We start from the raw sequence: 26,367 nt of genomic DNA, 5'->3' as shown, positions 1-26,367 counted from the left end.
TAGACTTGGAATATCAGGCCATTCGCACTCCAGGGAGCCGTCATGCCGCACACTCATTACACCACGCTCATCTCCGCCGCCAATCTCGCCGAGCGCCTGGCCGCGGCGCCCGGCAGCGTCGTGCTGTTCGACTGCCGCTTCGACCTCGCCGATCCGGGCGCGGGCGAAGCCGCGTATGCAGCCGGCCACATCCCCGGCGCACAGTATCTTCATCTCGACCGCGACCTGTCGGGCCGCAAGACGGGCACCAACGGCCGCCATCCGCTGCCGACCCGCGATGCATTCGCCACGCTGCTCGCGAGCCGCGGTCTCAAGCAGGGCCAGCAGGTCGTCGCATACGACGCGCAAGGCGGCGCCTATGCGGCGCGCCTGTGGTGGCTGCTGCGCTGGCTCGGCCACGATTCGGTCGCCGTGCTCGACGGCGGCCTGCAGGCATGGGAAGCGGCCGGCCAGCCGCTGACGGCCGACGTGCCGCAACCGGCCGCCGGCGATTTCCGCGCGGGAGCGCCTCTTGAATCGACGGTCGACGCAGCAGCCGTGCTTGCGAACGTGACGTCGCACACGCGCGTCGTGATCGACGCACGCGCACCGGACCGCTATCGCGGCGAAAACGAAACGATCGATCGCGTGGGCGGCCACATCCCCGGCGCGCGCAACCGGTTCTTCAAGGACAACCTCAACGCCGACGGCCGCTTCAAGACTGGTCACGAACTGCGCGAGACGTTTTCCACACTGCTGGCGGGCACCGAACCGAATCTCGCGATCCTGCAGTGCGGCTCCGGCGTCACCGCCTGCCACAACGCGCTTGCGCTGGAGATCGCAGGGCTGCACGGCGCATCGCTGTATCCGGGCTCGTGGAGCGAATGGAGCGCCGATCCGTCGCGGCCGATCGCGACCGGCCCGAACCCGTAATCCGGTGCGCGGCGCACCGGTGAAACGAAGCGGCGGCCATTCGGCCGCCGCGTTTCGTTTACATCACGCCGTACTTGTGGAACCACGCGATCGCGCGCTTCCAGCCGTCTTCGGCATCAGCCTTTACATAGCTCGGCCGGTAGTCAGCGAAGAACGCGTGGCCGGCATCCGGATACACGACGATCTCCGATTCGCGCGCGAGCTTCGAGTCGCTCGTCTGGATCGCCTTGCGCATGTCCGCGAGCGAGGCCTGCGTGATGTTCGCATCTTTCTCGCCATACAGCCCGAGGACGGGCACCTTCAGCGACGCCGCATGATCGACCGGATTGAACGGCGTCATCTCGTCGGTCTTGCCTTCGACGAACCCGTACCACGCAACGGCCGCACGCACGTGCGGGTTGTGCTCCGCATACAACCACGCCTGGCGGCCGCCCCAGCAGAACCCCGTCACGCCGAGACGCGCCGGGTCGCCGCCGTTCTTGCCGGCCCATGCGACCGTCGCATCGAGATCCTCGGTGACCTGCCGGTCCGGCACCTTGTTGATGATGTTGTCGAAAAGATCCTTCATCGTCGGATACTTCGCCGCGTTGCCCTGCCGCGCGAACAGGTCGGGCGCGATCGCGAGGTAGCCGAGCTTCGCGAAGCGGCGGCAGACGTCGGCGATATGCGCGTGCACGCCGAAGATCTCGTGGATCACGATGATGACCGGCAGATTCGTCTTGCCGGCCGGCTGCGCGCGATAGGCCGGCACGCTCGCGTCGCCGGAGCGGATCTCGACGGTGTCGACGTCCAGCCCGGCGCTGTCGGTCGTGACCGTCTGCGCCGAAACGGGCAGCACGGCCGCAGCGAAGGTGCCGCCCAGCGCGGCCTGCATGAACTTGCGGCGCGAGAACGGGACGTGGGGAACCAGGCTGTCTACTTCGGGTTTCAACATGAATGCACTCCTCGATAGGGCGCCGCCGTCACGATCGTGGATGCGGCATGACGGGGCATCGCGCCGGCGCATGGCGCGGATGTCGCGGCGGTTGGCACCCCGCCGCAAACGGAAACCCGGACAAGATGCCCAATAATCCGTTGTCGCGTCAACTGTCAGATGTGTAAGACTCGATTACGACTCATCGACCCAAAGCGCATCGTTTGTGGCGTCGAAGCCCGCTGACGGCCCCGCCGAATCGCGGCGCGGCCTGCGTGTATCGATCGCCGTTGCACGACCGGATGCTTGCGGATTGAAAAAAAACGCGTGCGCGACATCGCCCGGCCAGAACATGCGCAGCCGCCTCGCTGCCCGCAAACACAACGGGCGGAGAACACGCACGACGTACGCACTCCCCGCGCGAACGCGAGCTGTCAGTGCAGCTTGACGCGCGGCAACGTCGTGCGCCGCAGCCAGTGCGCGACCGTGTCGAGCATCATCCGCGGATAGCCGTGCAGCGCCGCGATGTGCAGCCGGTACAGCGACATGTACATGAAGCGCGCAAACAGCCCTTCGATCAGCATGTTGCCGCCGATCAGCCCGCCCATCAGGTTGCCGACCGCGCTGAAATGGCCGAGCGACACGAGCGAACCGAAATCGCGATACGTGAATTCGGGCAGCGGACGCCCTTCGAGCCGGCAGCCGATCGCCTTCAGCAGGAAGCTCGCCTGCTGGTGCGCGGCCTGCGCGCGCGGCGGCACGTTGCGTTCGTTGCCGGGCCACGCGCATGCCGCACAATCGCCGAGCGCGAACACGTTGTCGTCGGTGAAGGTCTGCAGCGTGCGACGCACGTCGAGCTGGCCAAGCTTGTTGACCTGGAGGCCGTCGAGATGCGAGAGCACGGACGGCGCCTTGATGCCGGCCGCCCAGACCGTCAGGTCCGCGCGCACCGTCTTCCCGCTCGCGGTATGCACGAATCCCGGCGCGACCTCGGTCACGCGCTCGCTGAGCATCAGCCGCACGCCGAGCTTTTCGAGCAGTTCGGCCGTCGCCGTCGACACGCGCTCCTGCAGCGCCGGCAGAATCCGCGGCCCCGATTCGATCAGCACGATGCCGACGTCATGGCGCGGGTCGAGCTTGTGCAGCCCATACGCGGACAGCACCTGCGCCGTGTTGCGCAGCTCCGCGGACAACTCGACGCCCGTCGCGCCGCCACCGACGATCACGACCTGGATGCGCGGCTCGGGCGCGTCGCCCGGCGCGGTCGGCGCCGGTGCCTGGTGCTCGGCACGCATGCACGCGGCGATCAGCCGCTTGCGGAAGCGCTCGGCCTCGCCAACCGTATCGAGCGCGATCGCGTTTTCCGGCGCGCCCTGCACGCCAAAGAAGTGGGTCGTGCTGCCGATCGCGATCACGAGCGTGTCGTATTCCAGCTCGCGCTCCGGCAGCAGTTCCTCGCCATCGCTGTCGTTGATGGGCGACAGCGTGATGCGCTTCGCCGCGCGGTCGAGCCCGGTCAGCCCGCCCTGCTGGAATTCGAAGCCGTGCCAGCGCGCCTGCGCCGCGTATTCGAGTTCCTGCGTGAACGGGTCCATGCTGCCCGCCGCGACCTCGTGCAGCAGCGGTTTCCAGATGTGCGTCGGATTGCGGTCGACGAGCGTGACGAGCGCACGCGCGGGACGATTGCCGCGCGCGCCGTAACGGTCGCCGAGCCGCGTCGCCAGTTCCAGGCCGCCCGCGCCTCCGCCTACGATGATGATCCGATGCATCCGATTCCCCCTTTGCGATTCGAAACTGCTGCCGCCGGACGAAACAAACGCGCTGCATTCGCGCCACCCGGTGGATTAACCGGTTCGGACATCATCGATGTGCAGTTCGAAGCACTTCGATGCGCCGGCCCCGGAACGCGGGGCGCGCCGCCCCGCGTCAATGACATGACTGACATGCATTGTCCGGGAGCTTGCGCGTTGACCACAAGCAAACCATCTCGATATTCAGCATCCCTGCAACAATATGCCGCAGGAATCGGGAACCGCGCAGCGGTGCGTCAGTGTGCCTCTTCCCAGTTCGCGCCGGCGCCCACTTCGGCGACGAGGGGCACCTTCAGCTTCGCGACGCCGCACATCATTTCCGGCAGTTTCTCGCGCACGAGCGACAGTTCGCCGTCGGGCACCTCGAGCACCAGTTCATCGTGCACCTGCATGATCATCCGCGATGCAAGCCTGTCGCGCGTGAGCCAATCGTCCACCGCGATCATCGACAGCTTGATCAGATCGGCCGCGGTGCCCTGCATCGGCGCATTGATGGCCGCGCGCTCGGCCGCCTGGCGGCGCGGGCCGTTGCCGCCGTTGATCTCCGGCAGCCACAGGCGGCGGCCGAAAACTGTCTCGACGTAGCCCTTCTCCTTCGCGGCCGCGCGCGTGTCTTCCATGTACTGCGCGACGCCCGGATAGCGGGCGAAATAGCGGTCGATATAGAGCTTCGCCGCGTCGCGCGTGATGCCGAGGTTCGACGCGAGCCCGAACGCGCTCATCCCGTAGATCAGCCCGAAGTTGATCACCTTCGCGATCCGGCGCTGGTCGGAATTGACCTCCAGCGGCGTCACGCCGAACACCTCGGCGGCCGTCGCGCGGTGGATGTCCTCGCCCTGCGAGAACGCACGCAGCAGCGACGCGTCGCCCGAGATGTGCGCCATGATCCGCAGTTCGATCTGCGAATAGTCGGCCGACACGATCCGGTGGCCCGGCGACGCGATGAACGCCTCGCGGATCCGCCGGCCTTCGGCCGTGCGCACCGGAATGTTCTGAAGATTCGGGTCGTTCGACGCGAGGCGGCCCGTCACCGCGACGGCCTGCGCATAGTTCGTGTGCACGCGGCCCGTGGCGGGGTTCACCATGCGCGGCAGCTTGTCGGTATAGGTCGACTTCAGCTTCGACAGCCCGCGATGCTCGAGCAGCAGCTTCGGCAGCGGGTAATCCTCGGCCAGCTTCTGCAGCACTTCTTCGTCGGTCGACGGCGCGCCGCTCGGCGTCTTCTTCACGACCGGCAACTGCAGCTTCTCGAAGAAGATCTGCCCGATCTGCTTAGGTGAGCCAAGATTGAATTCGCCGCCCGCCAGTTCATACGCCTGCGCCTCGAGCTCGATCAGACGCGTTGCGATTTCAGTGCTCTGCGCGTGCAGGAGCGCGTCGTCGATCAGCACGCCCGTGCGTTCCATCTTGCGCAGCACGAGCGATACGGGCATCTCGATCTCGCGGTACACGCGCTCGAGGCCCGGTTCGCGCGCGACCTGCGGATACAGCGCGTGATGAAGCTGCAGCGTGATGTCGGCATCCTCGGCCGCGTATTCGGCGGCCTGCGCGAGCGCCACTTCGTCGAAGCCGATCTGCTTCGCGCCCTTGCCGGCCACGTCTTCGTACTTGATCGTCTTGACGCCCAGATGACGCAGCGCGAGGCTGTCCATGTCGTGCGTGCGGTGCGATTCGAGCACGTACGATTCGAGCAGCGTGTCGTGCTCGATGCCGTTCAGCGCGATGTCGTAGTTCGCGAGCACCTGCGCGTCGTACTTCAGGTGCTGGCCGACCTTCTTGCGATCGGCCGATTCGAGCCACGGCTTCAGGCGTGCGAGCACTTCGTCGATCGGAAGCTGTTCGGGCATGTCGGGGCCGCGGTGCGCGACCGGCAGGTATGCCGCCTTGCCCGGCTCGACCGAGAACGACAGGCCGACGAGCCGCGCGAGCATCGGGTCGAGCGCGGTGGTCTCGGTGTCGAACGCGGTCAGCGCGGCCGCGTCGATCTTCGCGAACCACGCGTCGAACTGCTCCCAGGTCTGGATCGTATCGTATTCGCGAACGATGTCGGCCGCCACCACCGGTGCCGGCTCGCCATCCGGCGCATCGGCGTCGCCGCCTTCCGCCGGTGCGCTGTCGACTTCGCGCAGCCACGTCTTGAAGCCGTAGCGCGCGAAGATGTCGCGCAGCAGATCGCGCGCCTCGCCGTCGGTCTTCAGCGATGCTTCGATCGATTCGAGATGCGGCGCGAGATCGCAGGCCGTGTCGACCGTCACGAGCGTGCGGCCGAGCGGCAGGAAGTCGAGCGCACGGCGCAGGTTGTCGCCGACCACGCCCTTGATGTCGCCCGCGTGCGCGATGACGCCGTCGAGGCTGTCGTATTGCGACAGCCATTTCACGGCCGTCTTCGGCCCGCACTTCTCGACGCCCGGCACGTTGTCGACGGTGTCGCCGATCAATGCCAGGTAGTCGATGATCCGCTCGGGCGGCACGCCGAACTTCGCGATCACGCCGTCGCGGTCGAGCGTCTCGTTGGTCATCGTGTTGACGAGCGTGACGTGGTCGGTCACGAGCTGCGCGAGATCCTTGTCGCCCGTCGACACGATCACGTTCATCCCATGCCGTTCGGCTTCGCGCGCGAGCGTGCCGATCACGTCGTCGGCCTCGACGCCTTCGACCATCAGCAGCGGCCAGCCGAGCGCGCGCACCGCGCCGTGGATCGGCTCGACCTGCAATGCGAGGTCGGGCGGCATCGACGGGCGGTTTGCCTTATAGTCGGCATAAAGGTCGTCGCGGAACGTCTTGCCCTTTGCATCGAACACGCAAGCGCTATACTCTGCACTGACTTCCTTGCGCATACGGCGCAGCATGTTGATGATTCCGTAGAGCGCTCCGGTCGGCTCCCCGCCAGGGCCACGCAAATCAGGCATCGCATGGTAAGCCCGATACAGATAGCTCGAACCGTCAACCAATAGCAGGGTCTTACCTTCCAGATTTCGTTCTTCAGGCATTATGAACAAGAGAAAAGTGATTCCGAGTCTGCGTTCGCTCGCAGATCAAGAACGCGCGACGGCCAAGAAGGCCCGCGCATCGTGGCAGATGTTCACGATTATGGCAGAGTTTATCGAGGCGACCGAGTACCTGTCGGAGATCCGCCCGGCTGTCAGCATCTACGGTTCTGCCCGCCTCAAACCCGACACGCCGCACTACAAGCTGGCCGCGCAGATCGCGCGCAAGCTGTCCGACGCCGGCTTCGCCGTGATCTCCGGTGGCGGCCCCGGCATCATGGAAGCCGCGAACAAGGGCGCGCACGCCGGCAAGGCGCCGTCAGTCGGCCTGAACATCGAGCTGCCGCACGAGCAGGCCGGCAACCACTACCAGGACATCTCGCTGCGCTTCCGCCACTTCTTCACGCGCAAGGTCACGTTCGTGAAGAATTCGGATGCGGTGATCGTGATGCCGGGCGGTTTCGGCACGCTCGACGAACTGTCCGAAGTGCTCACGCTGATCCAGACGAAGAAGTCGCGCCTCGTGCCGATCATCCTCGTCGGCAGCACGTTCTGGCAAGGCTTGCTGCAGTGGTTCCGCGACCAGCTGATTCCGATGGGCCTCATCAATCCGGAAGACATGGATCTGATGCAGGTGATCGACGATCCCGACCAGGTGCTCGACGCAGTGCTCGCGTTCTACGAGGACAGCGGCGAGGAAGAAGGCGAAGGTTCGGAAGGGCAACCGCCGCGGCCCGAAGAAGACCGCATGTTCTATCTGTAACCAGTCCGTGACGACTGCCGGCCCGACGGCCGGCGTACCGCTTCCCGCGCGGCAGGCATGGCGATCAGGCCACCTGCCGCGCGCTACTTTGTAACGCGCTGTTAATCCCGCTTCACGGCCGCGCGCCGTCGAATGTCAAATTCGCGCGGCCGGCGCTGCGCGATGCGGCATGATCGCCCGCACCCGCGGCCCGCCATTGTCAAATGTGCGGCCCAATGCCCGCATCCCGCGCCTGCGAGCCGCCAATCCGCGGTAACAAACCGGCCTCGCCTTTTCCGTCGCGTGCCAGCACACTGCATTGTGTCGGCGCGGCGTTCCCCCGGTGGAACGATCCCCCCTCGCTTCCATCGCGTCGCGCCGGCCTATTCATAACGACCTCACGGAAAAGAACATGCAACGTTCGCTGATCGCCCTCGCCTTCGCCGGCCTCGGCCTTTCGCTGTCCGGCCTCGCTCATGCCGTCAACGTCGACGTCAACATCGGCACGCCCGCGCCGGTCGTCGTCGCGCCCGCGCCCGTCGTGGTCGCTCCGGCGCCCGCGGTCATCATCGGCTGGCATGGCGACCGCTACTGGGACGGCCGCCGTTATTGGGAACGCCGCGAGTGGGAACGTCATCATGGTTACGACGATCGTCGCGGCTACCACTGCCCGCCGGGACACGCGAAGAAGGGTGAGTGCTAAGCGACACCGCGCGGCCTTGTCGTTTTCGGCGGCGCATTCCACGCGACCGCTGTCTTCCAACGGCAACGCGAACGGCAGCCCCGACCGTCGCGCATTCCGCCTGCCGGTAGATTCGCCGGTGCATCGGACGCTTGCGACAAAGGCAGATGTGCCCCGTCAGAAGGCGCATCGCACATGGCGATGCGCATCGCCGCCGGGGCCGGTGTTCACATCACTGAAACGCCACTTCCGCAAAGCTCCGCAGCTTGCGGCTATGCAGCTTGTCGAGCCCGTTCGTGCGCAGGATCTCCATCGCCTTCACGCCGATCTGCAAATGCTGGTCGACCTGCCCGCGATAGAACGTGTCGGCCATGCCCGGCAGCTTCAGCTCGCCGTGCAGCGGCTTGTCCGACACGCACAGCAGCGTGCCGTACGGCACGCGGAAGCGGAAGCCGTTCGCGGCGATCGTCGCGCTTTCCATGTCCAGCGCGATCGCGCGGCTCTGCGACAGCCGCTGCACGGGCTCGCGATGGTCGCGCAACTCCCAGTTGCGGTTATCGACGCTCGCGACCGTGCCGGTGCGCATCACGCGCTTCAGTTCGACACCCTCGAGCCGCGTGACGTCGGCCACCGCGCGCTCGAGCGCGAGTTGCACTTCGGCCAGCGCCGGGATCGGCACCCACAGCGGCAGGTCTGCATCGAGCACGTGATCTTCCCGCACGTAACCGTGCGCGAGCACGTAGTCGCCGAGGCGCTGCGTGTTGCGCAGCCCCGCGCAGTGACCGAGCATCACCCATGCGTGCGGACGCAGCACCGCGATGTGGTCGGTGATCGTCTTCGCGTTCGACGGACCGACGCCGATGTTGACCATCGTGATCCCGCTGCCGTCCGCGCGCTTCAGGTGATACGCGGGCATCTGCGGCAGGCGCGGCGGCGCGGCGCCCTCGGCCGGCTCGCTGCCGAGGTTCGCGTTGTACGTGACGACATCGCCCGGCTCGACGAACGAACTGTACTGGCTGCGGTACGCACGCACCTCGGGATCGTCGCTCTCCGTCATCAGTTCGCGGCCGAGCTTCACGAACTCGTCGATGTAGAACTGGTAGTTCGTGTAGAGCACGTAGTTCTGGAAATGCGTGGGCGACGTCGCCGTGTAGTGACGCAGCCGGTGCAGCGAGAAGTCGACGCGCGCGGCCGTGAACAACGCGAGCGGATGCGGTTCGCCCGGCGCCGGCTCGAACGTGCCGTTGACGATGCGGTCGTCGAGATACGACAGGTCGGGCGTGTCGAAGATGTCGCGCATCGCGAGCAGGCGGTCGCGGTCGAGTTCGCCTTCGAGATGGATGCCTTCCGGAAACGCGAAATGGACCGGAATCGGCTGCGACGACACGCCGATCTCGATCTTCACATGATGGTTCTTCGCCAGCAGGCGCAGTTGCTCGCGATAGTAGTTCGCGAAGAGATCGGGGCGCGTGACCGTCGTCTCGAACACGCCGGGGCCGGCGACGAAACCGTACGAGCGGCGCGAATCGACGTGCGTGTTGACGTCGGTGCGGATCCGCACGAACGGGTAGCACGCGCGCACGTGCTCGATAATCGGTTCGTGGCGGCGATAGCGCGCGAATGCGTCGCGCAGGAAGCCCGTATTCGTGTCGTAAATGGCGGACAGCCGCGCGACGGCGGCGATCGGATCGTCGAAAGCCTCGACGGGCGGGCTTTCGGGCGTCAGCACACGGTGCCGGCGGCTCAGGTCGTTCTTCATTTGTATCACCTCGTCTGATCCGACGACATTACCACGGAACCCGGTCACCCTCGTGGCCGCCCATACGCACGCCAGGGCCGGATGACGCGCAGTATTTGCTAAAATCAGTGGGTTCACTGGAGACTCATCATGAAGCCGCTCATTCTCGTCGCCGCTGCCGCCGCGTTTGCCGCCGCCAGCGTCGCTTACGCCGCCGGCGCCACGCCTGACGCCGACGCGCAGGCGCGGGCCGAGGCCAACGAAGCCGCCGGCCTGCCCGATCTCCGCAAGATCAACCGGCCTGGCGCCGAAGTCACGTCGAAAGTCGACTTCGCCGACATTCGACGCACGCCGAGCTTCCATGAAAAGAGCAAGAACGGCACCGAGGTCACCGAGTACCGCGACCGCGGCAAGCCGGTCGAGATCGACGTGAAGTCGAACTTCGGCACACGCTACCAGATGAGCTCGACGCCCGACACGTCGCCGAAGCCGCACGACGCGGGCATCCCGATCACGCGCCTGCCGTCGCTGAACCTGCGCTACTGATTCCGTCGCGCGCCGCATCGATTGCGGCGCACCGCCTCCCTTCACCTGCTGTCGCGACGCATGCCGCCCGCGTGCCGACACCCTGACCTGACGCATCCCGCATGGCCGTTTTCACTGCTGTTTCCGACTCCGATCTCGCGCAATGGATGCGCCACTACGAACTGGGCGACGTGCTTGCGTTTCGCGGCATTCCGTCCGGTATCGAAAACAGCAATTTCTTCCTGACGACGACGCGCGGCGAATACGTCCTCACGATCTTCGAAAAGCTGACCGCGCAACAGCTGCCGTTCTACCTCGACCTGATGCGCCACCTGGCCGGCCACGGCGTGCCGGTGCCGGATCCAATTCCGCGCGACGACGGCGCGCTGTTCGGCGAGCTGCACGGCAAGCCGGCCGCGATCGTCACGAAGCTCGACGGCGCGGCCGAACTCGCGCCGGGGGTCGAACACTGCATCGAGGTCGGGCAAATGCTCGCGCGCCTGCACCTCGCGGGGCGCGACTATCCGCGCAACCAGCCGAACCTGCGCAGCCTGCCGTGGTGGCAAGAGAACGTACCGGCAATCGTGCCGTTCATCACGGACGCGCAACGCACGCTGCTCGAAGGCGAGCTCGCGCACCAGGCCGCGTTCTTCGCGTCGGACGACTACGCGGCGCTGCCGGCCGGGCCGTGCCATTGCGACCTGTTCCGCGACAACGTGCTGTTCGCGCACGCGGCGCCCGGCACCGGCCACGACGTGCGGCTCGGCGGCTTCTTCGACTTCTATTTCGCCGGCTGCGACAAATGGCTGTTCGACGTCGCGGTGACCGTCAACGACTGGTGCGTCGACCTCGCGACCGGCGTGCTCGACGTCGCGCGCGCCGATGCGCTGCTGCGCGCGTACCAGACCGTGCGGCCGTTCACGGCCGAGGAACGCCGCCACTGGAGCGACATGCTGCGCGCGGGCGCGTACCGCTTCTGGGTGTCGCGCCTGTACGACTTCTACCTGCCGCGCGCGGCCGAGATGCTCAAGCCGCACGACCCCGGTCATTTCGAACGCATCCTGCGTGAGCGTATCGCGCATACGCCCGCGCTTCCCGAGATCCAAACCGCATGCAACTGATCGAAGTGCCCGCGAAAACGGGCTATGTCTGGTTCCGTCAAGGCGTCTGGCTGTTCCGCCGGAACCCGCTCGCGTTCATCACGCTGTTCTTCACGTACCTGCTGGCGATCACGCTGGTGTCGATGGTGCCCGTGATCGGCTCGGCGCTGCCGCTGGTGCTCATTCCCGGCATCGCGGTCGGCTTCATGGCCGCGTGCCGCGACACGGTGGCCGGCAAGCCGGTGATGCCGACGATCCTGATCGATGGCTTCCGCTCGTACGGCACCGTCACGACCCAGCGGCTGCTCGTGCTCGGCGTGATCTATGTCGCGTCGATGGTGCTCGTGTTCGCCGCTTCGTCGTTCGTGGACGGCGGCGCGCTGTTCCACGTGATGATGGGCGCGGCCGACGAAGCGAGCACGACGCCGGAAACGCTCGCCGCGCAAGGCACGTTCGGCGCGCTGATGTTCGCGACGCTGCTGTATCTGCCGATCGCGATGCTGTTCTGGTTCGCGCCGGTGCTCGTCGCATGGCATGACGTCCCGCCGGCGAAGGCGCTGTTCTTCAGCATCGTCAGCTGCTGGCGCAATCGCGGCGCGTTCGCCGTGTACGGCGTGCTGTGGTTCGGCGTCGCGCTCGGCACGTCGCTCGCGCTGTCGCTGCTGCTGCAGGCGCTCGGTGCCGGCGCCTATGCGCTGACGATCATGATGCCGGTGACGATCATCATCGTCACGATGCTGTACTGCTCGTTCTACGCGACCTATCGCGGCTGCTTCGGCGTGCAGGAGCCGGGCGCGCCGACGACCACGTCGGGCCGCTGAAGCCCCCCCCCCCGGCCGGCGCGCGTCGCCGGCCGTCACGCTATTCTCCGCGCCGGGTTGCGTCCCGGCGCCCCTCCCTGTCTTGCGCCGCTCCGCGCATCCTTCGCCCGCCGCCCCTAGCCGGGCGCCCCTGTTCAACCCGATCTTTTGCGCGCAAAATAATTTGCGTACAAATTGTTCGCGCGTCCACCGCGCCTCCCGAATCATGGACCGCCCACCCCCGCTGCCCCAGACGCTCGACGAGCAACTATGCTTCGCGCTCTACTCGACTTCGCACGCGATGACGAAAGCGTACAAGCCGCTGCTCGACAAGCTGTCGCTGACCTATCCCCAATATCTCGCGATGCTCGTGCTGTGGGAGCGCGACGACATCGCGGTAAAGGACATCGCTGCGCGGCTCGACCTCGACCCGGCCACGGTCACGCCGCTGCTCAAGCGGCTGGAAGCGCTCGGCTACGTCGAGCGCGTGCGCAGCGCGGCCGACGAACGCGTCGTGAACGTGCGCGTGACGCCGGAAGGCCGGGCGCTGAAGAACCGCGCGCGCTCCGTGCCCGCCGATCTCTTCTGCGCGATGCAGCAAACGCCCGAGTTCCTGATCAGGCTGCGCGCCGATCTCCAGCAGTTGCGCGACGCGCTGTCGGCCGCCAACGAACGCTGACGAACCGAGCGTCGGCCGACCGGCCCGGCACCGCCGGGTTTTTCTTCAAAATTTCATTTGCACACTAATGATTTGTGTTCTATATTTTCTTCGTGGCCGGCGACATTCCATTCGACCGGGCCGCCTTTCTCCCCTTTTCCCGACAGGAGCTGCACGATGAACATTCTGTACAAGACGAGCGCCACGAGCACGGGCGGCCGCGACGGCCGCGCGGTATCCGCCGACAACAAGCTGGAAGTAAAGCTGGCCGCGCCGCGCGAACTCGGCGGCACGGGCGCGGAAGGCACGAATCCGGAGCAGCTGTTTGCCGCAGGTTACTCGGCGTGCTTCCTGAGCGCGATGAAATTCGTCGCCGGCCAGAACAAGCAGGCGCTGCCGGCCGATACGCAGGTTACTGCGGAAGTGGGCATCGGCCCGAACGACGCAGGCGGCTTCGGGCTCGACATCGAACTGCGCGTGTCGCTGCCGGGGCTCGACAAGGCCGACGCGCAGGCGCTGGTCGAAAAAGCGCACCACGTGTGCCCGTATTCGAACGCAACGCGCAACAACGTGCCGGTGCGCCTGACGGTCGTCTGACGCGACGCAGGACGACGAATGCAAAAAGGGCGCGTGCGGCATCAAGCCGCACGCGCCCTTTTGCGTGACTCGCCGAAACGGCGGGCCGGCCGGCCCGCCTTGCGCTGCTTAACGCGCGCCGAACGAATACGGGCGGTTCATCGACGCTTCGCGATCGATCTTGCGCATACGGAATTCGAGATCGTAGATGTCGGTCGCTTCGGACAGGTACGCCTCGGCGCGCTCTTTACGGGCCGTTTCAGCGTTCTTGGTCAGCATCAGGAAGAGGTGGCTCAGCAGGTACATGTTCGATCTCGCAATCCAAAGGGTCTTTGACTAGGGTTTTCCCGAATTATAGGGAAAACCCTAGTCTTTGGCCAGCGTCGATCAGACGATGCGTCGTTCGGTCGCCACAGTGCGCCGATATGCTTCGAAAAAGGCCCAGATCATCGCGCTCGCATCGGGGCCGACGGCCGCATGAAACGGCACGGCTTCGTCGCCGCCGGCCCACGCGTGATCGAGCCCTTTCACATGGCAGAGCCGCACGACCGGTTCGCCGTCGCGGCAGACATCGGTGATCTGTGCGCCCGCGCCGCGCGTCTCGACACGTTCGCCGCCGCGCAGCGCGCCGCGGCTGTCGGCGAGCCCGTTCAGCCGCATGAACTGCACCGTCAGCTGGTCGGCGTTCTTCGGCGCGACGACGTGGTCGCCGTCGCCCTGGACGATCAGCGCCGGCATGCCTGGATACCCGCTGGCGTCGACCAGCGCATCGACGGCTGCGGCCGGGTTCTGCCGCACGCCGCGCCGCATCACGTCCATCGCGGTGATGCCGGAGTTCGCCTCGCCGAGCGCGGGGCCCGAGTGCAGCGCGACCGCGGCGAAGCGGTCCGGATGGTGCAGTGCAAGAAGCGACGCGAGGCCCGCACCGGCCGACAGCCCCGCGACATAGACGCGCGACGCGTCGAAGCCGCGTTCGTCGACAAGCGCGTCGACCAGCGACGCAACCGCGTTCGCCTCGCCGCGGCCCGCGCGGTCGGTGTCTTCATACCAGTGCCAGCAGCCGTGCGCGTGCGCGCGCAGCGACTGTTCCGGATACAGCACCGCGAAACCGTGCTTGTCGGCCAGCAGGTTCATCCGCGTGCCCTGCACGAATTCGTCGACGGACTGCTGGCAGCCGTGCAGCATCACGACGAGCGGCATCGCGCCGCGCCGGCGGCCGGGCGGCACGTAGAGGCCGTATGCGAGATTCTGGACGAGACGCCCGAGCGCGGGCGCCATCGGATGTTCGCCGCGCGTCCACTCGCCCGCCGCCCACGCGGCCGCGCGCGGCCGCACCCGCGATTCGCGCGGCGGGGACAGATCGGATACGGCGGGAGAGGCGGCGGCCTCGAGTGCGTCGCGTGTGATGCGCTGCGCATCGCGCGCCGCGCGTTTGGCGGCCGGAGACAGCATGCGTTTCATGCCGCCCAGCCACACCTTGGTCAGACTTTTGGTCATCGATCGGGCTCGCAGTCAGGAAAAATAGGGGCGCAACAAGGGCGCCGCAACGGATGCATCGTTCGACTTTGTGCAATGCACCATAACATTGTTTCTGGGATTTTTCCTGCGCGCGGGAAGTTCCCGACGGCGCAAAAAACGGGGCTCGTGCGCACGCGGCGCTATACTGGGGTTTCGCCGCTTGTATCCGTTGTAGTCGTTCTTCCCGGCTCGCGCGTTGATTTAAGCATCCTTCCCGCCTCCGTTCGTCCCCTCCCGATGTTCGACCTGCCGTCTCACCTGTGGATCATGATCACCGCGTTCGGCGGCGCCGGCCTGACCTTGCCGCTCGCGATCACGATCGCCGTCTGGCTCGCGCTCGGCTACTCGTGGCAGCGTGCGGCCGCGTGGCTCGGCGTGCTCGCAGCCGCGATCGGCGTGGTCGCGCTCACGAAGATCGCGTTCCTCGGCTGGGGCATCGGCATCCGTGCGTGGGATTTCACGGGCTTCAGCGGCCACGCGATGCTGTCGACGTCGGTCTATCCGGTCGCGATCTTCCTGATGTTGATCCGCATGCGCACGCCGGCGCGGATCGCCGGCATCGCGCTCGGGCTCGCGGCCGGCATCGCGGTCGGCGTGTCGCGCGTCGCGCTCGATGCGCATTCGCCGTCCGAATCGATCACCGGCTGCATCGTCGGCGCGATCGCTGCGCTCGCGTTCATCGCCGGCTCATGGCGCGCGGTGCCGCACCGCTGGTCGGCGCCCGCGGTCATCGTGAGCCTCGCACTCGTCACCGTCGCGCTACACGGCATCACGGTGCCGTCGCATCGCTGGGTCACGAAGGTTGCGCTGCAACTGTCGGGCCACGAGCGCCCGTTCGTCCGCGCGCGCTGGAAGGCCAGCCCGAACTACCGCCCCGCGTCGCAGCCGTCGTCGCTGCAGCGCACCGAATCGTCGACGCACACGCTGCACGCGTGACGGGGCGTCCTGCCGTCACGCCCGCCGTTCTTCAGGTCTGACCATTTCATGCGCCCCCTCGCATGAGCGGTATGCCAAGCGTTATAACCCGCCCTATATTACGATTACGGTTTCCACCCATTCCAACGAATCCGTCATGCGCTCAATCGTCCGTCCGCTTCGCCGCACCCTGCTCCGCCTGCTGCCGATCGCCGCGCTTGCCGCCGCCGGTGTCGCGTTCAGCGCGCCCGCTTCCGCCGACGAACTGGTCGTGTCGGCGGCCGCCAGCCTGACGAACGCGTTCAAGGCCGTCGGCGACGCGTACCAGAAACAGCATCCCGATACCAAGGTGCTGTTCAACTTCGGCGCGTCGGACGTACTGATGCAGCAGATCGCCAAGGGCGCGCCGGCCGACGTGTTCGCGTCGGCCGACCAGAAGGCGATGGATCGCGCGGCCGACGAAAAGGTGATCGTGCCCGGCACGCGCCGCGATTTCGCGGCGAACTCGCTCGTGCTGATCGTGCCGGCGGACAGCCACGCGGCCGCGCCGACGTCGCTGAACGACCTGACGGCGCCCGGCGTGAAGCGCATCGCGTACGGCGACCCGGCATCGGTGCCGGTCGGCCGCTACACCGAAGGCGCGCTGCGCGCGGCCGGCGTGTGGGATGCCGTCAGCGCGAAGGGCGTGCTGGCCGCCAACGTGCGCCAGAGCCTCGACTACGTCGCGCGCGGCGAGGTCGACGCGGGCTTCGTGTTCGGCACCGACGCCGCGATCATGCCCGGCCGCGTGAAGGTCGCGCTGACGGTGCCGACGAAGACGGCCATCACCTATCCGATCGCCGTGGTCAAGGACAGCCGCCACACCGCGCAGGCGCAGTCGTTCGTCGACTTCGTCTCGTCGCCGCAGGGCCAGGCCGTGCTGTCGACGTTCGGCTTCAAGCCCGCGGGCAAGTGAGCGTATCGCGATGCAAGACGCCTGGGTACCGCTGCTGCTGTCGCTGAAGGTCGCCGGCTGGGCGACCGCGCTCGACATCGTGCTCGGCGTCGCGGCCGCGTTCGTGCTCGCGCGCTGGCGCTCGCCGCTGCGCGACGTCGTCGATTCGCTGCTGACGCTGCCGCTCGTGCTGCCGCCGACGGTGCTCGGCTATTACCTGCTCGTGCTGCTCGGCCGGCGCGGCGTGTTCGGCGCGTGGCTCGACAAGCTCGGCATCGAGCTCGTCTTCACGTGGCAAGGCGCGGTGATCGCATCGATGGTCGTCGCGTTTCCGCTGATCCTGAAGTCGGCGCGTGCCGCGTTCGAGGGCGTCGATCCGCATCTCGAGCGCGCCGCGCGCACGCTCGGGCTCGGCGAAGCCGCGGTGTTCTTCCGCGTGACGCTGCCGCTCGCCACGCGCGGGATCCTCGCGGGTGCGCTGCTCGCGTTCGCGCGTGCGCTCGGCGAGTTCGGCGCGACGCTGATGATCGCGGGCAACCTGCCCGGCCGTACGCAGACGCTGTCGGTTGCGATCTATGCGGCCGTGCAGGCCGGCGACGACAACACGGCCAACTTCCTCGTGCTGGTGACGTCGATCACCTGCGTGCTCGTGCTGCTCGCGACCGGCTGGCTCGTGCCGTCGCGCGCCCGGCGGAGCCAGTTGACATGAAGCGCCTGCCTCGTCCGTATCGCCTGTCTCGTGCGGCGGCCGGCTTGCTTCGGCGGAGGCCCGCATGAGCCTCGTCGTCGATATCCGCAAGACCTACACGAACGCCGAGCGCCGTTTCACGCTCGACGTGTCGTTCACGGCGGCGACGCAGCGCGTCGTGCTGTTCGGGCCGTCCGGCGCGGGCAAGAGCATGACGCTGCAGGCAATCGCCGGCCTGCTGTCGCCCGACGCAGGCACGATCACGCTGAACGGCGAGCCGCTGTTCGACGCCGCGCGCCGCATCGACGTGCCGACCCGGGAACGGCGCGTCGCGTACCTGTTCCAGGACTACGCGCTGTTTCCGCATCTGAACGTGCGCCAGAACATCGCGTTCGGGCTCACGTCGGGCCTGCGCAACCCGCGCGCGAAGATGGTGCCGCCCGAAGTCGCGTATTGGCTGCACGCGTTCGACCTCGAAGCGCTCGCGGGGCAGTATCCGTCGCAACTGTCGGGCGGGCAGAAGCAGCGCGTCGCGCTTGCGCGCGCATTGGTCGCGCAACCGCGGATCCTGCTGCTCGACGAACCGTTCGCGGCACTGGACGCCGCGATGCGCCAGCGCATGCGCCACGAGCTCGCCGAGTTGCAGGCGCGGCTCGACATCCCGATGGTGCTGATCTCGCACGACCCCGACGACGTCGCCGCGTTCGGCGACCAGGTCGTGCAATTGAGCGAAGGACGCGTGCAGGCGGCACCGCCGCACGCCGAGTGGCCGACGCGCGTCGCGTGAGCGCGCGAGGCCGGGGCCGTGGCGCTGGCAGCCACGCTGGAGCCTGAGAGAAGCCGCACGCTGCGGCATAAGCTGGAAACGGAAACGAAGCCGGCGCCATGCGGACGACGTCCGGCGCCGGCTTCGCCCCCGTCCGTCACACGATCGCCGCAGCACGCACGCGCTGCCGTGCCTGCGCCGTCAACCCGTCACCGCGAGAATCACGCTCGATGCCTTGAACAGCGCGATCGCCGGCCGGCCGGCGTCGAGCTGCAGCGCATCGACGCTTTCGTTGGTGACGACGGCCGTCAGCGTCCCGCCGCCGTCGAGCGCCAGCGTCACTTCGCTGTTCACCGCGCCCGCCGCGACGGATTCGACGCTGCCGCGCAGCCGGTTCCGCGCGGACACCTTCAGCTCGGGCCCGCCATCGTCGACCGCCAGCACGACCCACGACGCCTTCACCAGCGCGCAGGCGTCCGCACCTTCCCGCAGGCCGAGCGCATCGACGCTTTCGTGCGTCAGCACGGCGACGATCGGCTGCCCGCCTGGCAGCGTGAGCGTCACTTCGTCGTTGACCGTGCCGCGCACGATCGATGCGACCTTGCCGAACAACTGGTTGCGCGCGCTGGTCTTCATGCCGATCCGGCCGATCAGCGCCCAGTCGACGTCGAACCCGGCAACGGCCGCGCTCGCGGCGTCGATGAAACGGCGATGCTCGCGCTCGATCGTGCGGAACGCGGCGATCAGCGACGTCGCGCGCGGCGTCAGCGTCGTGCCGCCGCCGCCCTTGCCGCCCGTCGACCGCGCGACGAGCGGTTCGCCGGCGAGATTGTTCATCGTGTCGACCGCATCCCATGCAGCCTTGTAGCTGAGGCCGACGGCCTTCGCCGCGCGCGTGATCGAACCGGTGTCGCCGATCGCCGCGAGCAGCGCGATGCGCGTGGCGCCGCCGAGCGTCTGCTCGCCCGCGCGCAGCCACAGCTCGCCGCCCAGTTCGAGCGGCTCGGAAGACGGGGAAGAATGCGGTGCGTCGGTCATCGGCATGGGTGCGGGAAACGGGCGGCCATTATATTCAGCGCGCGCCGCTCAGCCCGGCTTGCCGTCGAGCTTCGGCGGGCGCAGGCTGGCCAGCAGCGTCTCGGCTTCGCGCGCCGCGCGCTGCTCGAGCGCCGCGCCGTAGCCGCGCACGAAACCGAGCTGGTACGGCGGCGCCGTCAGTTGCTCGAGATGTTGCAGCGCGACCATCGTGTCGTTCGATTCGCCGAGCACGGTCTGCACGCGCGCGAGCGTCTTGACCGTCTCGTTGCGCGTGCGGCGCGACGCCAGCGACGCGAAGAATTCGAGCGCATAGCGCAGCCGCTTCGCGTCGATCCGCAACCGGTGGCGCGCAGCCGTATCGAGCGACGTGAGCGACGGCGATGCGTAAAGATGGCCGAACAGCCGCCGCACGCGCTTCGTCGCGTGACGCCGCAGCGACGGCGCGTCGTCGCCTTCGGCAGGCGGCAGCGCGAGCGTGCTCAGCCATTCGAGCCAGCCGAGCGTCAGCCGCGCATAGCGGGCCGAATGCAGCGCCTGCCGCAGTTCGACGCGCGCGGCCATGGACTGCGCACGCGCGGCGTCGAGCGTGCCGTCCCAGTCGGCGCCGCCGCCGTCGGCCGCGATCAGCGCGGGCAGGGTTTCGGTCGAGAACACGTCCCAGTCGCGTACCGTGCCGAGCAGTGCGGCGAGCCAGTGCAGGTCGGCGCCGAACGCGTCCTTCCATTGGCGGTCGGCAAAGCTCGGAAAGAAGCGCATCAGCGTGCGCAGGCGGCGCAGCGCGACGCGCATCTGATGCACGAATTCGGGATCGTCGCGATCGAGCACGCCGCCCTCGTTGCCGAGCCATTGTGCGGCGATGTCGCCGGACAGCGCGAACAGCGCGGCGCGCTGCGTGCGGATGCCGGTCAGGTCGACGAGCCGCGCCTTGACCGGCCCGGCGGCGGCCGGCTCGCCCGCACAGGCGCGGTCGATCACGCTCGTCAGTTGCACGAATGCGGGCCACGCGCCGCTCAGTTCGCGCGCCGCGGCAAACAGCGCGTGCAGCGCGGCCGCGCGCGCGGCAGAGGTTTCCCAGTCGGGCGCGGCGAGACGCAGTTCGACGTAGCGGCGCGGCGGCTCGCCACCGCCGTGCAGCGTGACGTCGTCGAGCGTCATCTCGACCACGACGCCGCTGTCGTCGGCCCACCGCCCGCGCCGCCGTTCGCTGACGAGGCGCATCGCCGTCGATTCCGGCGGCGCGCCGGCGGCGGAGCGCTCGGTGGCGTCCGGCGCGACACCGTCGACTTCGTCGACGTCGCCCGTCGGCGCATCGGCATCAACCGCGGTGCCTGTTGCGGGCACGGGCAGCGGCATCGCGACGACGATGCCCGCATGATCCGCGTCGAACAGTTCGCGCTGCGTGACGCCGGGCGCGAACGCTTTCGTGCGGGACGCGACGACCCGCCTGCCATGCGCGTTCGACTCGACCCAGGTCCACCAGCTCGCGCCGGGGCTCGGCTCGGCCTCCTCGACCTGGCACGGCTCGATCGTCACGCGCTCATGGCCGCGCCGCATCCGGACCTGCGGGCAGATCCGCCATGCGCGCACGAGCTCGGCGCCGAAATCGCGCTGCGTGCCGCGAGCGCGACTCCCAGCCTTGACCGGCCAGCCTTCCAGCGACAACGACAACACGATTTCCAGCACGCGCGACATGGAAGCTCCTGCACATGAAGAATCGCCGGCGCATCGTCCGCGCCGGCGTCGTCCGTGAAGCAACTTCCATAGTACACGCCGTCAAAACGCGCGGGCGACGATCCGGCCCTGTCGCGCTGTCGCATATCAAGCGGCGTATTGCGCGATGCCGTTGCCGAACGACCAGTCCTCCTTCAGCACCTCGACAAGACTGATGAATACGTCCTGCTGCCGCACGCCGGGCTGCTGCGCGAGATTCTCCGCGATCGTCCGGTACAGCGCCCGCTTCTGCTCGAGCGTGCGCGTGTTGTTCGCGGTGATCTGGATCATCACGAGATCGTCGCTGCGTTCGATGTCGAGGTAATGGCGGCCGTACACGAAGTTCTCGGCCGCATGCTCGGTGACGACCATGAAGATGTCGTCCTCGGGCACGTTGAACGTGTGCATCAGCGCGCGATGCACGCCGTCGACGAGCGCCGCACGGTATGCGGCCGGTTTGCCTTCGCGCACTGCGATACGGGTGAATGGCATGGTCCTGCTCCTGTCGGTGACGTTGAAGAACGGAAACACGGCATCAGGTTAGCCCCGCCGAACTATAATAAACAGTCATCAATGAATATTTCATTCATTTTCATCTGAAATGAAAGTACTCGATCTCGATGCCGTGCGCGCGTTCGTGCTGGTCGCCGATCTCGCCAGCTTCACGCGCGCCGCCGATGCGCTCGGCACGACGCAATCGGCCGTCAGCCTGAAGCTGAAGCGGCTGGAGGCGCACCTCGGCAAGCCGCTGCTCGCGCGCACGCCGCGCGTGGTCAAGCTGGCCGCCGACGGCGAGAACTTCCTGCCGGCCGCCCGTGCGCTGCTCGACGCGCACGACCACGCGCTCGGCGCGATCTCGGCCGGCACGCACCGCCTGTCGCTCGGCGTCAGCGAGCACGTCGCGGTACCCGACCTGCCGGCCGTGCTCACGAGCCTGCATCGGCAGGATCCGGGGCTGTCGCTGGAAATGCATCTCGGGATGTCGGCGGGCCTGCTCGCGCAATACGACGAACGCCGGCTCGACGCGGCAATCGTGCGGCACGAGCCCGGCGAAGACCCGCCGCGCGACGACGGCACGCTGCTGTTTGCCGAACCGCTGGCCTGGCTCGCCGCGCCGGACTGGGCGCCGCGCGCGGGCGAGCCGCTGCCGCTCGCGGTGCTGGCCGGCCCGTGCGGCGTGCGGGCCGCCGCGCTGCGCGCGCTCGACCATGCGGGGCGGCCGTGGCGCGAACGCTTCACGGGCGGCGGTGTCGCGGCGGTCACGGCCGCCGCCGCGGCGGGGCTCGCCGTCTGCCCGCTCGCGCGGCGGGTCGCGCCGCGCACGCTGGTCGACGTCGGCGCGAAATTCGGGCTGCCGCCGCTGCCGCAGTCGCAGGTCGTGCTGTATTCGCGCGTGCGCGACGCACGTGCGGCCGCCGCGCTGCGCAGGTTTGCCGACAGCCTTGCAATCTCGGCGTAAGCTGTGGGGTTTCGCCGCCCGCAATCTTCAGAAGAATCCGATGAAGCCCGAAGCCCGCAAGCACCTCCGCGCCAACCTGCTGATGCTCGCCGCCGCCGCGATCTGGGGCTCTGCGTTTGTCGCGCAGCGACTGAGCCTCGACGTGATCGGGCCGTTCCTGTTCACCGGGCTGCGCTTCCTGCTCGGCGCGCTCGTGCTGGTTCCGCTGCTGATGCTGAACGCGGCGTCGCGCGCGCAGCTCGCGGCGATCCGCCGCGAGCCGGCACTGCTGCTGCCCGGCCTCGCGCTCGGCGGGCTCCTCGCGGTGTCGATCTCGCTGCAGCAGTTCGGCCTGCAGTACACGCGAGTCGCGAACGCGGGTTTCATCAGCTCGCTGTACGTCGTGATCGTGCCGCTGATGGGTATGTTCGCACGCCACAGGATCGGCGCAGGCACGTGGTTCGGCGCGCTGCTCGCGGCGATCGGCCTGTATTTCCTCAGCATCGACGAGCACTTCTCGGTGCTCTACGGCGACTGGTTCCAGCTCGCGGGCGCCGTCATCATCGCCGCGCACGTGATGGCGGTCGGCCATCTCGCGAAGCGTCACGATCCGCTCGTGCTCGCGTTCCTGCAGTTCGTCGTCTGCGGCGTGGCGTGCCTCGCGGTCGGCCTGGCCGTCGAGCCGGTCAGCGTCGCGATGCTGCGCGGCGCGCTGCCGACGCTGCTGTACGGCGGGCTGCTGTCGGTCGGCGTCGGCTATACGCTGCAGGTCGTCGCGCAGCGCGACGCTGCGCCCGCGCACGCGGCCGTGATCTTCAGCATGGAAGGCGTATTCGCGGCGGTCGCCGGCTGGGCCGCGCTCAACGAAACGCTGACGCTGCGCGCGCTCGTCGGCTGCGCGCTGATGCTGGCCGGCCTGCTCGCGTGCCAGTTGCTGCCGAACGGCGACGCGCGGAAAAAGGACGAGGACGCGCTGCCGGCGTGACACGCACCGTCCCTATAATGACGGTTCGCGTGACTTCCACGCCAACCGCTTCCGACAGGCCTGCTCCGTGACGTCCACTTCCGTCGATCCCGCCGCCGACCTGCTGCGCGAACGCGCAGCGCACTACGCCGCCCAGGCGGCGCTGTTCCTGCGCGACCAGGCGCTCTCCACCGCGTCGCACGATCTGCGCAGCCCGCTGAACGCGATGCATAGCTGGGCGTACGTGCTCGAGCGCCAGCTCGCCAATGCCGATCCGAACCTGCAGCGCGCGCTCGCGGGCATCCGCACGGGCATCGACCAGCAGGTGACGCTGATCGACGACGTGCTCGATGCGCCGCGCGCGGAAACGCGCACGCTCGCGATCGCGCCGCGGCCGTTCGCGCTGCGCGCGCTGCTCGACGACACGCTCGCGCTCGTCCGTTTTGCGCTCGCCGACGCACGGCAGGTCGCGCTCGACGCGACGCTGCCGGACGACGAACCGTTGCTGTCGGCCGACCGCGAACGCATCGCGCAGGCGCTCTGGACGATGCTGACGGCGGCCATCGAGACCAGCGCCGCCGGCAGCCGCGTGACGTTCGCATGCACGCGCGACGGCGCGCAGTTCGTCGCGTGCACCACTTGCACCGTGAGCGCCGACGCACTCGCCGACCCTGCACAGCCGCATGCGTTCGAATCGTTCGCGCGACGCGAAATGCTGCGCGAGCGCGACGCGAAGCGAATCGCATGGGCGCTCGCGCTGTGCCAGCGCGTCGCGCTCGCGCACGGCGGCACGTTCGCGCATACCGCGTTCGCCGACGGCGCGACCGCCACCATGACGCTCGCCATCCCCCGCGAGGCGCCGGTGTAAGCAATCGGTCGTCCATAACATTACAAATTCCTTTCCGGCTCTATACTGATGGGCCTGTCATAACCGGAGCGATTCTTTGTTACAGATCTTCGCGCTCATCGGCGCGTTGTTCCTGGTGGCCCTGAACGGGTTCTTCGTTGCGGCCGAATTCGGCCTCGTCAAACTGCGCGCGACGCGCGTCAAGACCCTTGCCCGCAAGCACGGCCTGCGCGGGCGCATCCTCGGCATCGTGCACGGCCGGCTCGACGCGTATCTTTCCGCGTGCCAGCTCGGCATCACGCTCGCGTCGCTCGGCCTCGGCTGGGTCGGCGAGCCGGCCTTCGCGGAACTGATCGGCCCGCTGCTCGACCTGATCGGCGTGCAGTCCGAACGCGTCGTGCACCTGATCTCGCTCGTGTTCGCGTTCTCGCTGATCTCGTTCCTGCACATCGTCGTCGGCGAGCTTGCGCCGAAATCGATGGCGATCCGCCAGCCCGAGAAGATCGGCCTGTGGGTCGCGCTGCCGCTCTATGCGTTCTACTGGGCGATGTATCCGGCGATCTGGGTGCTCAACAACAGCGCCAACGCGGTGCTGCGGCTCGCGGGGCTGTCGACCGACCACGGCGGCGACGCGCACTACTCGACCGACGAGCTGAAGCTGATCCTGCGCAGCCGCCGCAGCACGGCCGGCAACGCGGCACAGCCGGCGCGCGGCACGTACAGCAACGACGAGTGGAACACGCTCGCGCATTCGCTCGATTTTTCGTCGATGACCGTGTCGGACCTGATGCGGCCGGCCCATGAAATGATCGGCCTGCGGCGCGACCTGCCGCTGCCCGACAACATGGAGATCGTCGCGCGGCACCGCTTCAGCCGCTATCCGCTGTTCGAGGATGCGTCGCGCGAACAGGTGAGCGGGCTGATCCACCTGAAGGACCTGCTGCTCGCGCGTCACGCGGGCGCGGCGCTCGAAGACCTGTCCGACTACGTGCGCCCCGTGCAGTACGTGAAGCCCGACACCCCGGCGCTCGAACTGTTCCGCCGCTTCCGCAAGGGTGCGCCGCACTTCGCGCTGGTCGGCAACAAGGGCGAGAAACCGATCGGCTTCCTGACGCTCGACAACCTGCTCGGCGCGCTGGTCGGCCAGATCCACGACGAGTTCCGCCAGGGCGATGCCGACTGGAGCCGCCTCGACGACGGCACGCTGATGGGCAAGGGCAGCCTGCCCGTCGTGTCGCTCGAGCAGGCGCTCGGCATCGACATCGACGAAGGCCGTGCGGAATCGGTCGGCGGCCTCGTGATCCAGGCGCTCAGCGACCTGCCGAGCGAAGGGCAGCGCGTGTCGTTCGACCGCTTCGACGTCGTCGTGAAGAAGATGAACGGGCCGCGCATCGTGCTCGTGCGCGTCTATCCGAAGATCGCGAAAGAGGCCGACGAATGACGGCCTCCCGTTGTCGTCGCGACGCGCGATGAACGCAACGCTGCCGCGCTGCTGCGTGATCACGCCGGAACCGGCGTCCGCGTCGGCGGCCGATTGCGATGCGTTCCTCGACCGGCTGTCGGCCGTGCTCGCGCGCGGCGAGACGCTCGTGCAACTGCGCGTGAAATCGCTCGATACGGCCGCGTTCGCGCGGCTCGCCGCCGCGGCGCTCGCGCGCTGCGATGCCGCCGGCGCGCACCTGATGCTGAACGGCCCGATCGATGCGGCCGGCGTGATGCGGCTCGACGGCGCCGGCTGGCATCTCGACGGCGCCGCGTTGCGCGCCGCCGCGCAGCGGCCGCTGCCGGCCGGACGATGGGTGTCCGCCGCCTGCCACACACGTGACGACCTGCTGCTGGCCGCGCGCGCCGGCGCGGATTTCGTCACGCTGTCGCCCGTGTTGCCGACGCTCAGCCACCCCGGTGCGCCGGCGCTCGGCTGGAGCCGATTCGACGCGCTGGCCGCGCAGGCCGCGATGCCCGTCTACGCGCTCGGCGGGATGACGCGCGCGCATCTCGACAACGCGCGCCGTCATGGCGCGTACGGCATCGCGGGTATTCGCGGGTTCTGGTAACTCGGGGGCCGGCAGTGCAGCCGCCGGGCGCGGTTGCGCCCGGCCGTTCGG

The 26,367-nt window shown here is 68.1% G+C and carries 26 protein-coding genes; 17 read left to right on the top strand and 9 right to left on the bottom strand.

What is annotated here, in order from left to right; translation table 11 throughout:
* The first annotated feature begins 42 nt into the window (after positions 1-42).
* Positions 43-912 (top strand): sulfurtransferase, encoded by an 870-nt coding sequence (locus BT264_RS18100; protein ID WP_072439417.1) that lies wholly within the window; start codon positions 43-45, stop codon positions 910-912.
* 58 nt (positions 913-970) lie between these two features.
* On the opposite strand, the gene BT264_RS18095 is transcribed toward BT264_RS18100, so the two are convergent.
* From BT264_RS18095 to polA, 3 genes are all read right to left on the bottom strand, one after another.
* The gene (locus BT264_RS18095) at positions 971-1,846 is read right to left on the bottom strand and encodes a dienelactone hydrolase family protein (RefSeq protein ID WP_072439415.1); all 876 of its coding nucleotides are present in this window, start codon (positions 1,844-1,846) and stop codon (positions 971-973) included.
* A gap of 413 nt (positions 1,847-2,259) precedes the next feature.
* Positions 2,260-3,594, bottom strand: a complete 1,335-nt coding sequence (locus tag BT264_RS18090; RefSeq protein WP_072439413.1) for an NAD(P)/FAD-dependent oxidoreductase — start codon at positions 3,592-3,594, stop codon at positions 2,260-2,262.
* A gap of 278 nt (positions 3,595-3,872) precedes the next feature.
* A complete protein-coding gene (polA, locus tag BT264_RS18085; protein WP_072439410.1) occupies positions 3,873-6,626 on the bottom strand; it encodes a DNA polymerase I in 2,754 nt (917 codons plus the stop codon).
* A 1-nt stretch (position 6,627) separates the two neighbouring features.
* Between polA and BT264_RS18080 the strand changes: the two genes are divergently transcribed.
* Together BT264_RS18080 and BT264_RS18075 are read left to right on the top strand one after the other, a co-directional pair.
* Positions 6,628-7,386, top strand: coding sequence for an LOG family protein (locus BT264_RS18080; protein ID WP_034185191.1), 759 nt, complete (start codon positions 6,628-6,630; stop codon positions 7,384-7,386).
* A 391-nt stretch (positions 7,387-7,777) separates the two neighbouring features.
* Positions 7,778-8,068 carry a hypothetical protein gene (locus BT264_RS18075; RefSeq protein ID WP_072439408.1) on the top strand — a complete coding sequence of 97 codons (291 nt, stop codon included), beginning with the start codon at positions 7,778-7,780 and terminating at the stop codon, positions 8,066-8,068.
* A gap of 211 nt (positions 8,069-8,279) precedes the next feature.
* Here the strand turns inward: BT264_RS18075 and BT264_RS18070 are convergent, their stop codons facing one another.
* Positions 8,280-9,806 (bottom strand): AMP nucleosidase, encoded by a 1,527-nt coding sequence (locus BT264_RS18070; RefSeq protein WP_072439406.1) that lies wholly within the window; start codon positions 9,804-9,806, stop codon positions 8,280-8,282.
* A 129-nt stretch (positions 9,807-9,935) separates the two neighbouring features.
* Between BT264_RS18070 and BT264_RS18065 the strand changes: the two genes are divergently transcribed.
* The 5 genes from BT264_RS18065 (at position 9,936) to BT264_RS18045 (ending at position 13,465) form a co-directional block, all read left to right on the top strand.
* On the top strand, positions 9,936-10,331 hold the full coding sequence (locus BT264_RS18065; RefSeq protein WP_034185188.1) for a hypothetical protein: 396 nt from the start codon (positions 9,936-9,938) through the stop codon (positions 10,329-10,331).
* Between the two features lie 101 nt (positions 10,332-10,432).
* The gene (locus tag BT264_RS18060) at positions 10,433-11,431 is read left to right on the top strand and encodes a homoserine kinase (RefSeq protein WP_034185187.1); all 999 of its coding nucleotides are present in this window, start codon (positions 10,433-10,435) and stop codon (positions 11,429-11,431) included.
* Positions 11,422-12,231, top strand: a complete 810-nt coding sequence (locus BT264_RS18055; protein ID WP_072439404.1) for a BPSS1780 family membrane protein — start codon at positions 11,422-11,424, stop codon at positions 12,229-12,231. The genes BT264_RS18060 and BT264_RS18055 overlap by 10 nt, the downstream gene beginning before the upstream one ends.
* Positions 12,232-12,436: 205 nt before the next feature.
* Positions 12,437-12,889: a MarR family winged helix-turn-helix transcriptional regulator gene (locus BT264_RS18050; RefSeq protein ID WP_072439402.1), complete on the top strand. Its 453-nt coding sequence runs from the start codon at positions 12,437-12,439 to the stop codon at positions 12,887-12,889.
* Positions 12,890-13,045: 156 nt separating this feature from the next.
* Positions 13,046-13,465: an organic hydroperoxide resistance protein gene (locus tag BT264_RS18045; RefSeq protein WP_034185184.1), complete on the top strand. Its 420-nt coding sequence runs from the start codon at positions 13,046-13,048 to the stop codon at positions 13,463-13,465.
* Positions 13,466-13,573: 108 nt separating this feature from the next.
* On the opposite strand, the gene BT264_RS18040 is transcribed toward BT264_RS18045, so the two are convergent.
* Positions 13,574-13,750, bottom strand: coding sequence for a DUF3563 family protein (locus BT264_RS18040; RefSeq protein ID WP_065502568.1), 177 nt, complete (start codon positions 13,748-13,750; stop codon positions 13,574-13,576).
* Between the two features lie 81 nt (positions 13,751-13,831).
* Positions 13,832-14,941: an extracellular catalytic domain type 1 short-chain-length polyhydroxyalkanoate depolymerase gene (locus tag BT264_RS18035; RefSeq protein ID WP_072439400.1), complete on the bottom strand. Its 1,110-nt coding sequence runs from the start codon at positions 14,939-14,941 to the stop codon at positions 13,832-13,834.
* 258 nt (positions 14,942-15,199) lie between these two features.
* On the opposite strand from BT264_RS18035, the gene BT264_RS18030 reads away from it, so the two are divergent.
* The 4 genes from BT264_RS18030 to BT264_RS18015 all read left to right on the top strand — a co-directional run bounded on the left by BT264_RS18030 (position 15,200) and on the right by BT264_RS18015 (position 18,286).
* Entirely contained in the window at positions 15,200-15,898 is a 699-nt protein-coding gene (locus BT264_RS18030; RefSeq protein WP_072439398.1) for a phosphatase PAP2 family protein, read from the top strand.
* A 136-nt stretch (positions 15,899-16,034) separates the two neighbouring features.
* The gene (gene modA / locus BT264_RS18025) at positions 16,035-16,832 is read left to right on the top strand and encodes a molybdate ABC transporter substrate-binding protein (RefSeq protein ID WP_072439396.1); all 798 of its coding nucleotides are present in this window, start codon (positions 16,035-16,037) and stop codon (positions 16,830-16,832) included.
* Positions 16,833-16,842: 10 nt separating this feature from the next.
* Positions 16,843-17,520: a molybdate ABC transporter permease subunit gene (gene modB, locus BT264_RS18020; protein ID WP_072439394.1), complete on the top strand. Its 678-nt coding sequence runs from the start codon at positions 16,843-16,845 to the stop codon at positions 17,518-17,520.
* A 64-nt stretch (positions 17,521-17,584) separates the two neighbouring features.
* Positions 17,585-18,286 carry a sulfate/molybdate ABC transporter ATP-binding protein gene (locus BT264_RS18015; protein WP_072439392.1) on the top strand — a complete coding sequence of 234 codons (702 nt, stop codon included), beginning with the start codon at positions 17,585-17,587 and terminating at the stop codon, positions 18,284-18,286.
* 180 nt (positions 18,287-18,466) lie between these two features.
* On the opposite strand, the gene BT264_RS18010 is transcribed toward BT264_RS18015, so the two are convergent.
* From BT264_RS18010 to BT264_RS18000, 3 genes are all read right to left on the bottom strand, one after another.
* Positions 18,467-19,303 carry a TOBE domain-containing protein gene (locus tag BT264_RS18010; protein ID WP_034185212.1) on the bottom strand — a complete coding sequence of 279 codons (837 nt, stop codon included), beginning with the start codon at positions 19,301-19,303 and terminating at the stop codon, positions 18,467-18,469.
* A gap of 48 nt (positions 19,304-19,351) precedes the next feature.
* A complete protein-coding gene (locus BT264_RS18005) occupies positions 19,352-20,995 on the bottom strand; it encodes a CHAD domain-containing protein (protein ID WP_072439391.1) in 1,644 nt (547 codons plus the stop codon).
* A 126-nt stretch (positions 20,996-21,121) separates the two neighbouring features.
* A complete protein-coding gene (locus BT264_RS18000) occupies positions 21,122-21,505 on the bottom strand; it encodes a tautomerase family protein (RefSeq protein WP_072439389.1) in 384 nt (127 codons plus the stop codon).
* A gap of 109 nt (positions 21,506-21,614) precedes the next feature.
* Here BT264_RS18000 and BT264_RS17995 point away from each other — a divergent pair, with 109 nt between their 5' ends.
* The 5 genes from BT264_RS17995 to BT264_RS17975 all read left to right on the top strand — a co-directional run bounded on the left by BT264_RS17995 (position 21,615) and on the right by BT264_RS17975 (position 26,316).
* Positions 21,615-22,472, top strand: coding sequence for a LysR family transcriptional regulator (locus tag BT264_RS17995; protein WP_034185176.1), 858 nt, complete (start codon positions 21,615-21,617; stop codon positions 22,470-22,472).
* Between the two features lie 40 nt (positions 22,473-22,512).
* The gene (locus BT264_RS17990) at positions 22,513-23,436 is read left to right on the top strand and encodes a DMT family transporter (protein ID WP_072439387.1); all 924 of its coding nucleotides are present in this window, start codon (positions 22,513-22,515) and stop codon (positions 23,434-23,436) included.
* A 67-nt stretch (positions 23,437-23,503) separates the two neighbouring features.
* Positions 23,504-24,283, top strand: a complete 780-nt coding sequence (locus BT264_RS17985; RefSeq protein WP_072439385.1) for a sensor histidine kinase — start codon at positions 23,504-23,506, stop codon at positions 24,281-24,283.
* Between the two features lie 76 nt (positions 24,284-24,359).
* Positions 24,360-25,703: a hemolysin family protein gene (locus BT264_RS17980; RefSeq protein WP_072439383.1), complete on the top strand. Its 1,344-nt coding sequence runs from the start codon at positions 24,360-24,362 to the stop codon at positions 25,701-25,703.
* 28 nt (positions 25,704-25,731) lie between these two features.
* Complete coding sequence (locus BT264_RS17975) at positions 25,732-26,316, top strand: thiamine phosphate synthase (RefSeq protein ID WP_072439513.1); 585 nt, start codon at positions 25,732-25,734, stop codon at positions 26,314-26,316.
* Positions 26,317-26,367: the final 51 nt, after the last annotated feature.

It is taken from the genome of Burkholderia sp. NFPP32 (genome assembly GCF_900119325.1).
Classification (GTDB): domain Bacteria; phylum Pseudomonadota; class Gammaproteobacteria; order Burkholderiales; family Burkholderiaceae; genus Burkholderia; species Burkholderia pyrrocinia_C.
This window is presented reverse-complemented; position numbering and strand designations above follow the sequence as displayed.

Coding starts and splice junctions, on each gene's coding strand:
- BT264_RS18100 (WP_072439417.1), top strand. CDS start 43: ATGCCGCACACTCATTACACCACGCTCATCTCCGCCGCCAATCTCGCC.
- BT264_RS18095 (WP_072439415.1), bottom strand. CDS start 1,846: ATGTTGAAACCCGAAGTAGACAGCCTGGTTCCCCACGTCCCGTTCTCG.
- BT264_RS18090 (WP_072439413.1), bottom strand. CDS start 3,594: ATGCATCGGATCATCATCGTAGGCGGAGGCGCGGGCGGCCTGGAACTG.
- polA (WP_072439410.1), bottom strand. CDS start 6,626: ATGCCTGAAGAACGAAATCTGGAAGGTAAGACCCTGCTATTGGTTGAC.
- BT264_RS18080 (WP_034185191.1), top strand. CDS start 6,628: ATGAACAAGAGAAAAGTGATTCCGAGTCTGCGTTCGCTCGCAGATCAA.
- BT264_RS18075 (WP_072439408.1), top strand. CDS start 7,778: ATGCAACGTTCGCTGATCGCCCTCGCCTTCGCCGGCCTCGGCCTTTCG.
- BT264_RS18070 (WP_072439406.1), bottom strand. CDS start 9,806: ATGAAGAACGACCTGAGCCGCCGGCACCGTGTGCTGACGCCCGAAAGC.
- BT264_RS18065 (WP_034185188.1), top strand. CDS start 9,936: ATGAAGCCGCTCATTCTCGTCGCCGCTGCCGCCGCGTTTGCCGCCGCC.
- BT264_RS18060 (WP_034185187.1), top strand. CDS start 10,433: ATGGCCGTTTTCACTGCTGTTTCCGACTCCGATCTCGCGCAATGGATG.
- BT264_RS18055 (WP_072439404.1), top strand. CDS start 11,422: ATGCAACTGATCGAAGTGCCCGCGAAAACGGGCTATGTCTGGTTCCGT.
- BT264_RS18050 (WP_072439402.1), top strand. CDS start 12,437: ATGGACCGCCCACCCCCGCTGCCCCAGACGCTCGACGAGCAACTATGC.
- BT264_RS18045 (WP_034185184.1), top strand. CDS start 13,046: ATGAACATTCTGTACAAGACGAGCGCCACGAGCACGGGCGGCCGCGAC.
- BT264_RS18040 (WP_065502568.1), bottom strand. CDS start 13,750: ATGTACCTGCTGAGCCACCTCTTCCTGATGCTGACCAAGAACGCTGAA.
- BT264_RS18035 (WP_072439400.1), bottom strand. CDS start 14,941: ATGACCAAAAGTCTGACCAAGGTGTGGCTGGGCGGCATGAAACGCATG.
- BT264_RS18030 (WP_072439398.1), top strand. CDS start 15,200: ATGTTCGACCTGCCGTCTCACCTGTGGATCATGATCACCGCGTTCGGC.
- modA (WP_072439396.1), top strand. CDS start 16,035: ATGCGCTCAATCGTCCGTCCGCTTCGCCGCACCCTGCTCCGCCTGCTG.
- modB (WP_072439394.1), top strand. CDS start 16,843: ATGCAAGACGCCTGGGTACCGCTGCTGCTGTCGCTGAAGGTCGCCGGC.
- BT264_RS18015 (WP_072439392.1), top strand. CDS start 17,585: ATGAGCCTCGTCGTCGATATCCGCAAGACCTACACGAACGCCGAGCGC.
- BT264_RS18010 (WP_034185212.1), bottom strand. CDS start 19,303: ATGACCGACGCACCGCATTCTTCCCCGTCTTCCGAGCCGCTCGAACTG.
- BT264_RS18005 (WP_072439391.1), bottom strand. CDS start 20,995: ATGTCGCGCGTGCTGGAAATCGTGTTGTCGTTGTCGCTGGAAGGCTGG.
- BT264_RS18000 (WP_072439389.1), bottom strand. CDS start 21,505: ATGCCATTCACCCGTATCGCAGTGCGCGAAGGCAAACCGGCCGCATAC.
- BT264_RS17995 (WP_034185176.1), top strand. CDS start 21,615: ATGAAAGTACTCGATCTCGATGCCGTGCGCGCGTTCGTGCTGGTCGCC.
- BT264_RS17990 (WP_072439387.1), top strand. CDS start 22,513: ATGAAGCCCGAAGCCCGCAAGCACCTCCGCGCCAACCTGCTGATGCTC.
- BT264_RS17975 (WP_072439513.1), top strand. CDS start 25,732: ATGAACGCAACGCTGCCGCGCTGCTGCGTGATCACGCCGGAACCGGCG.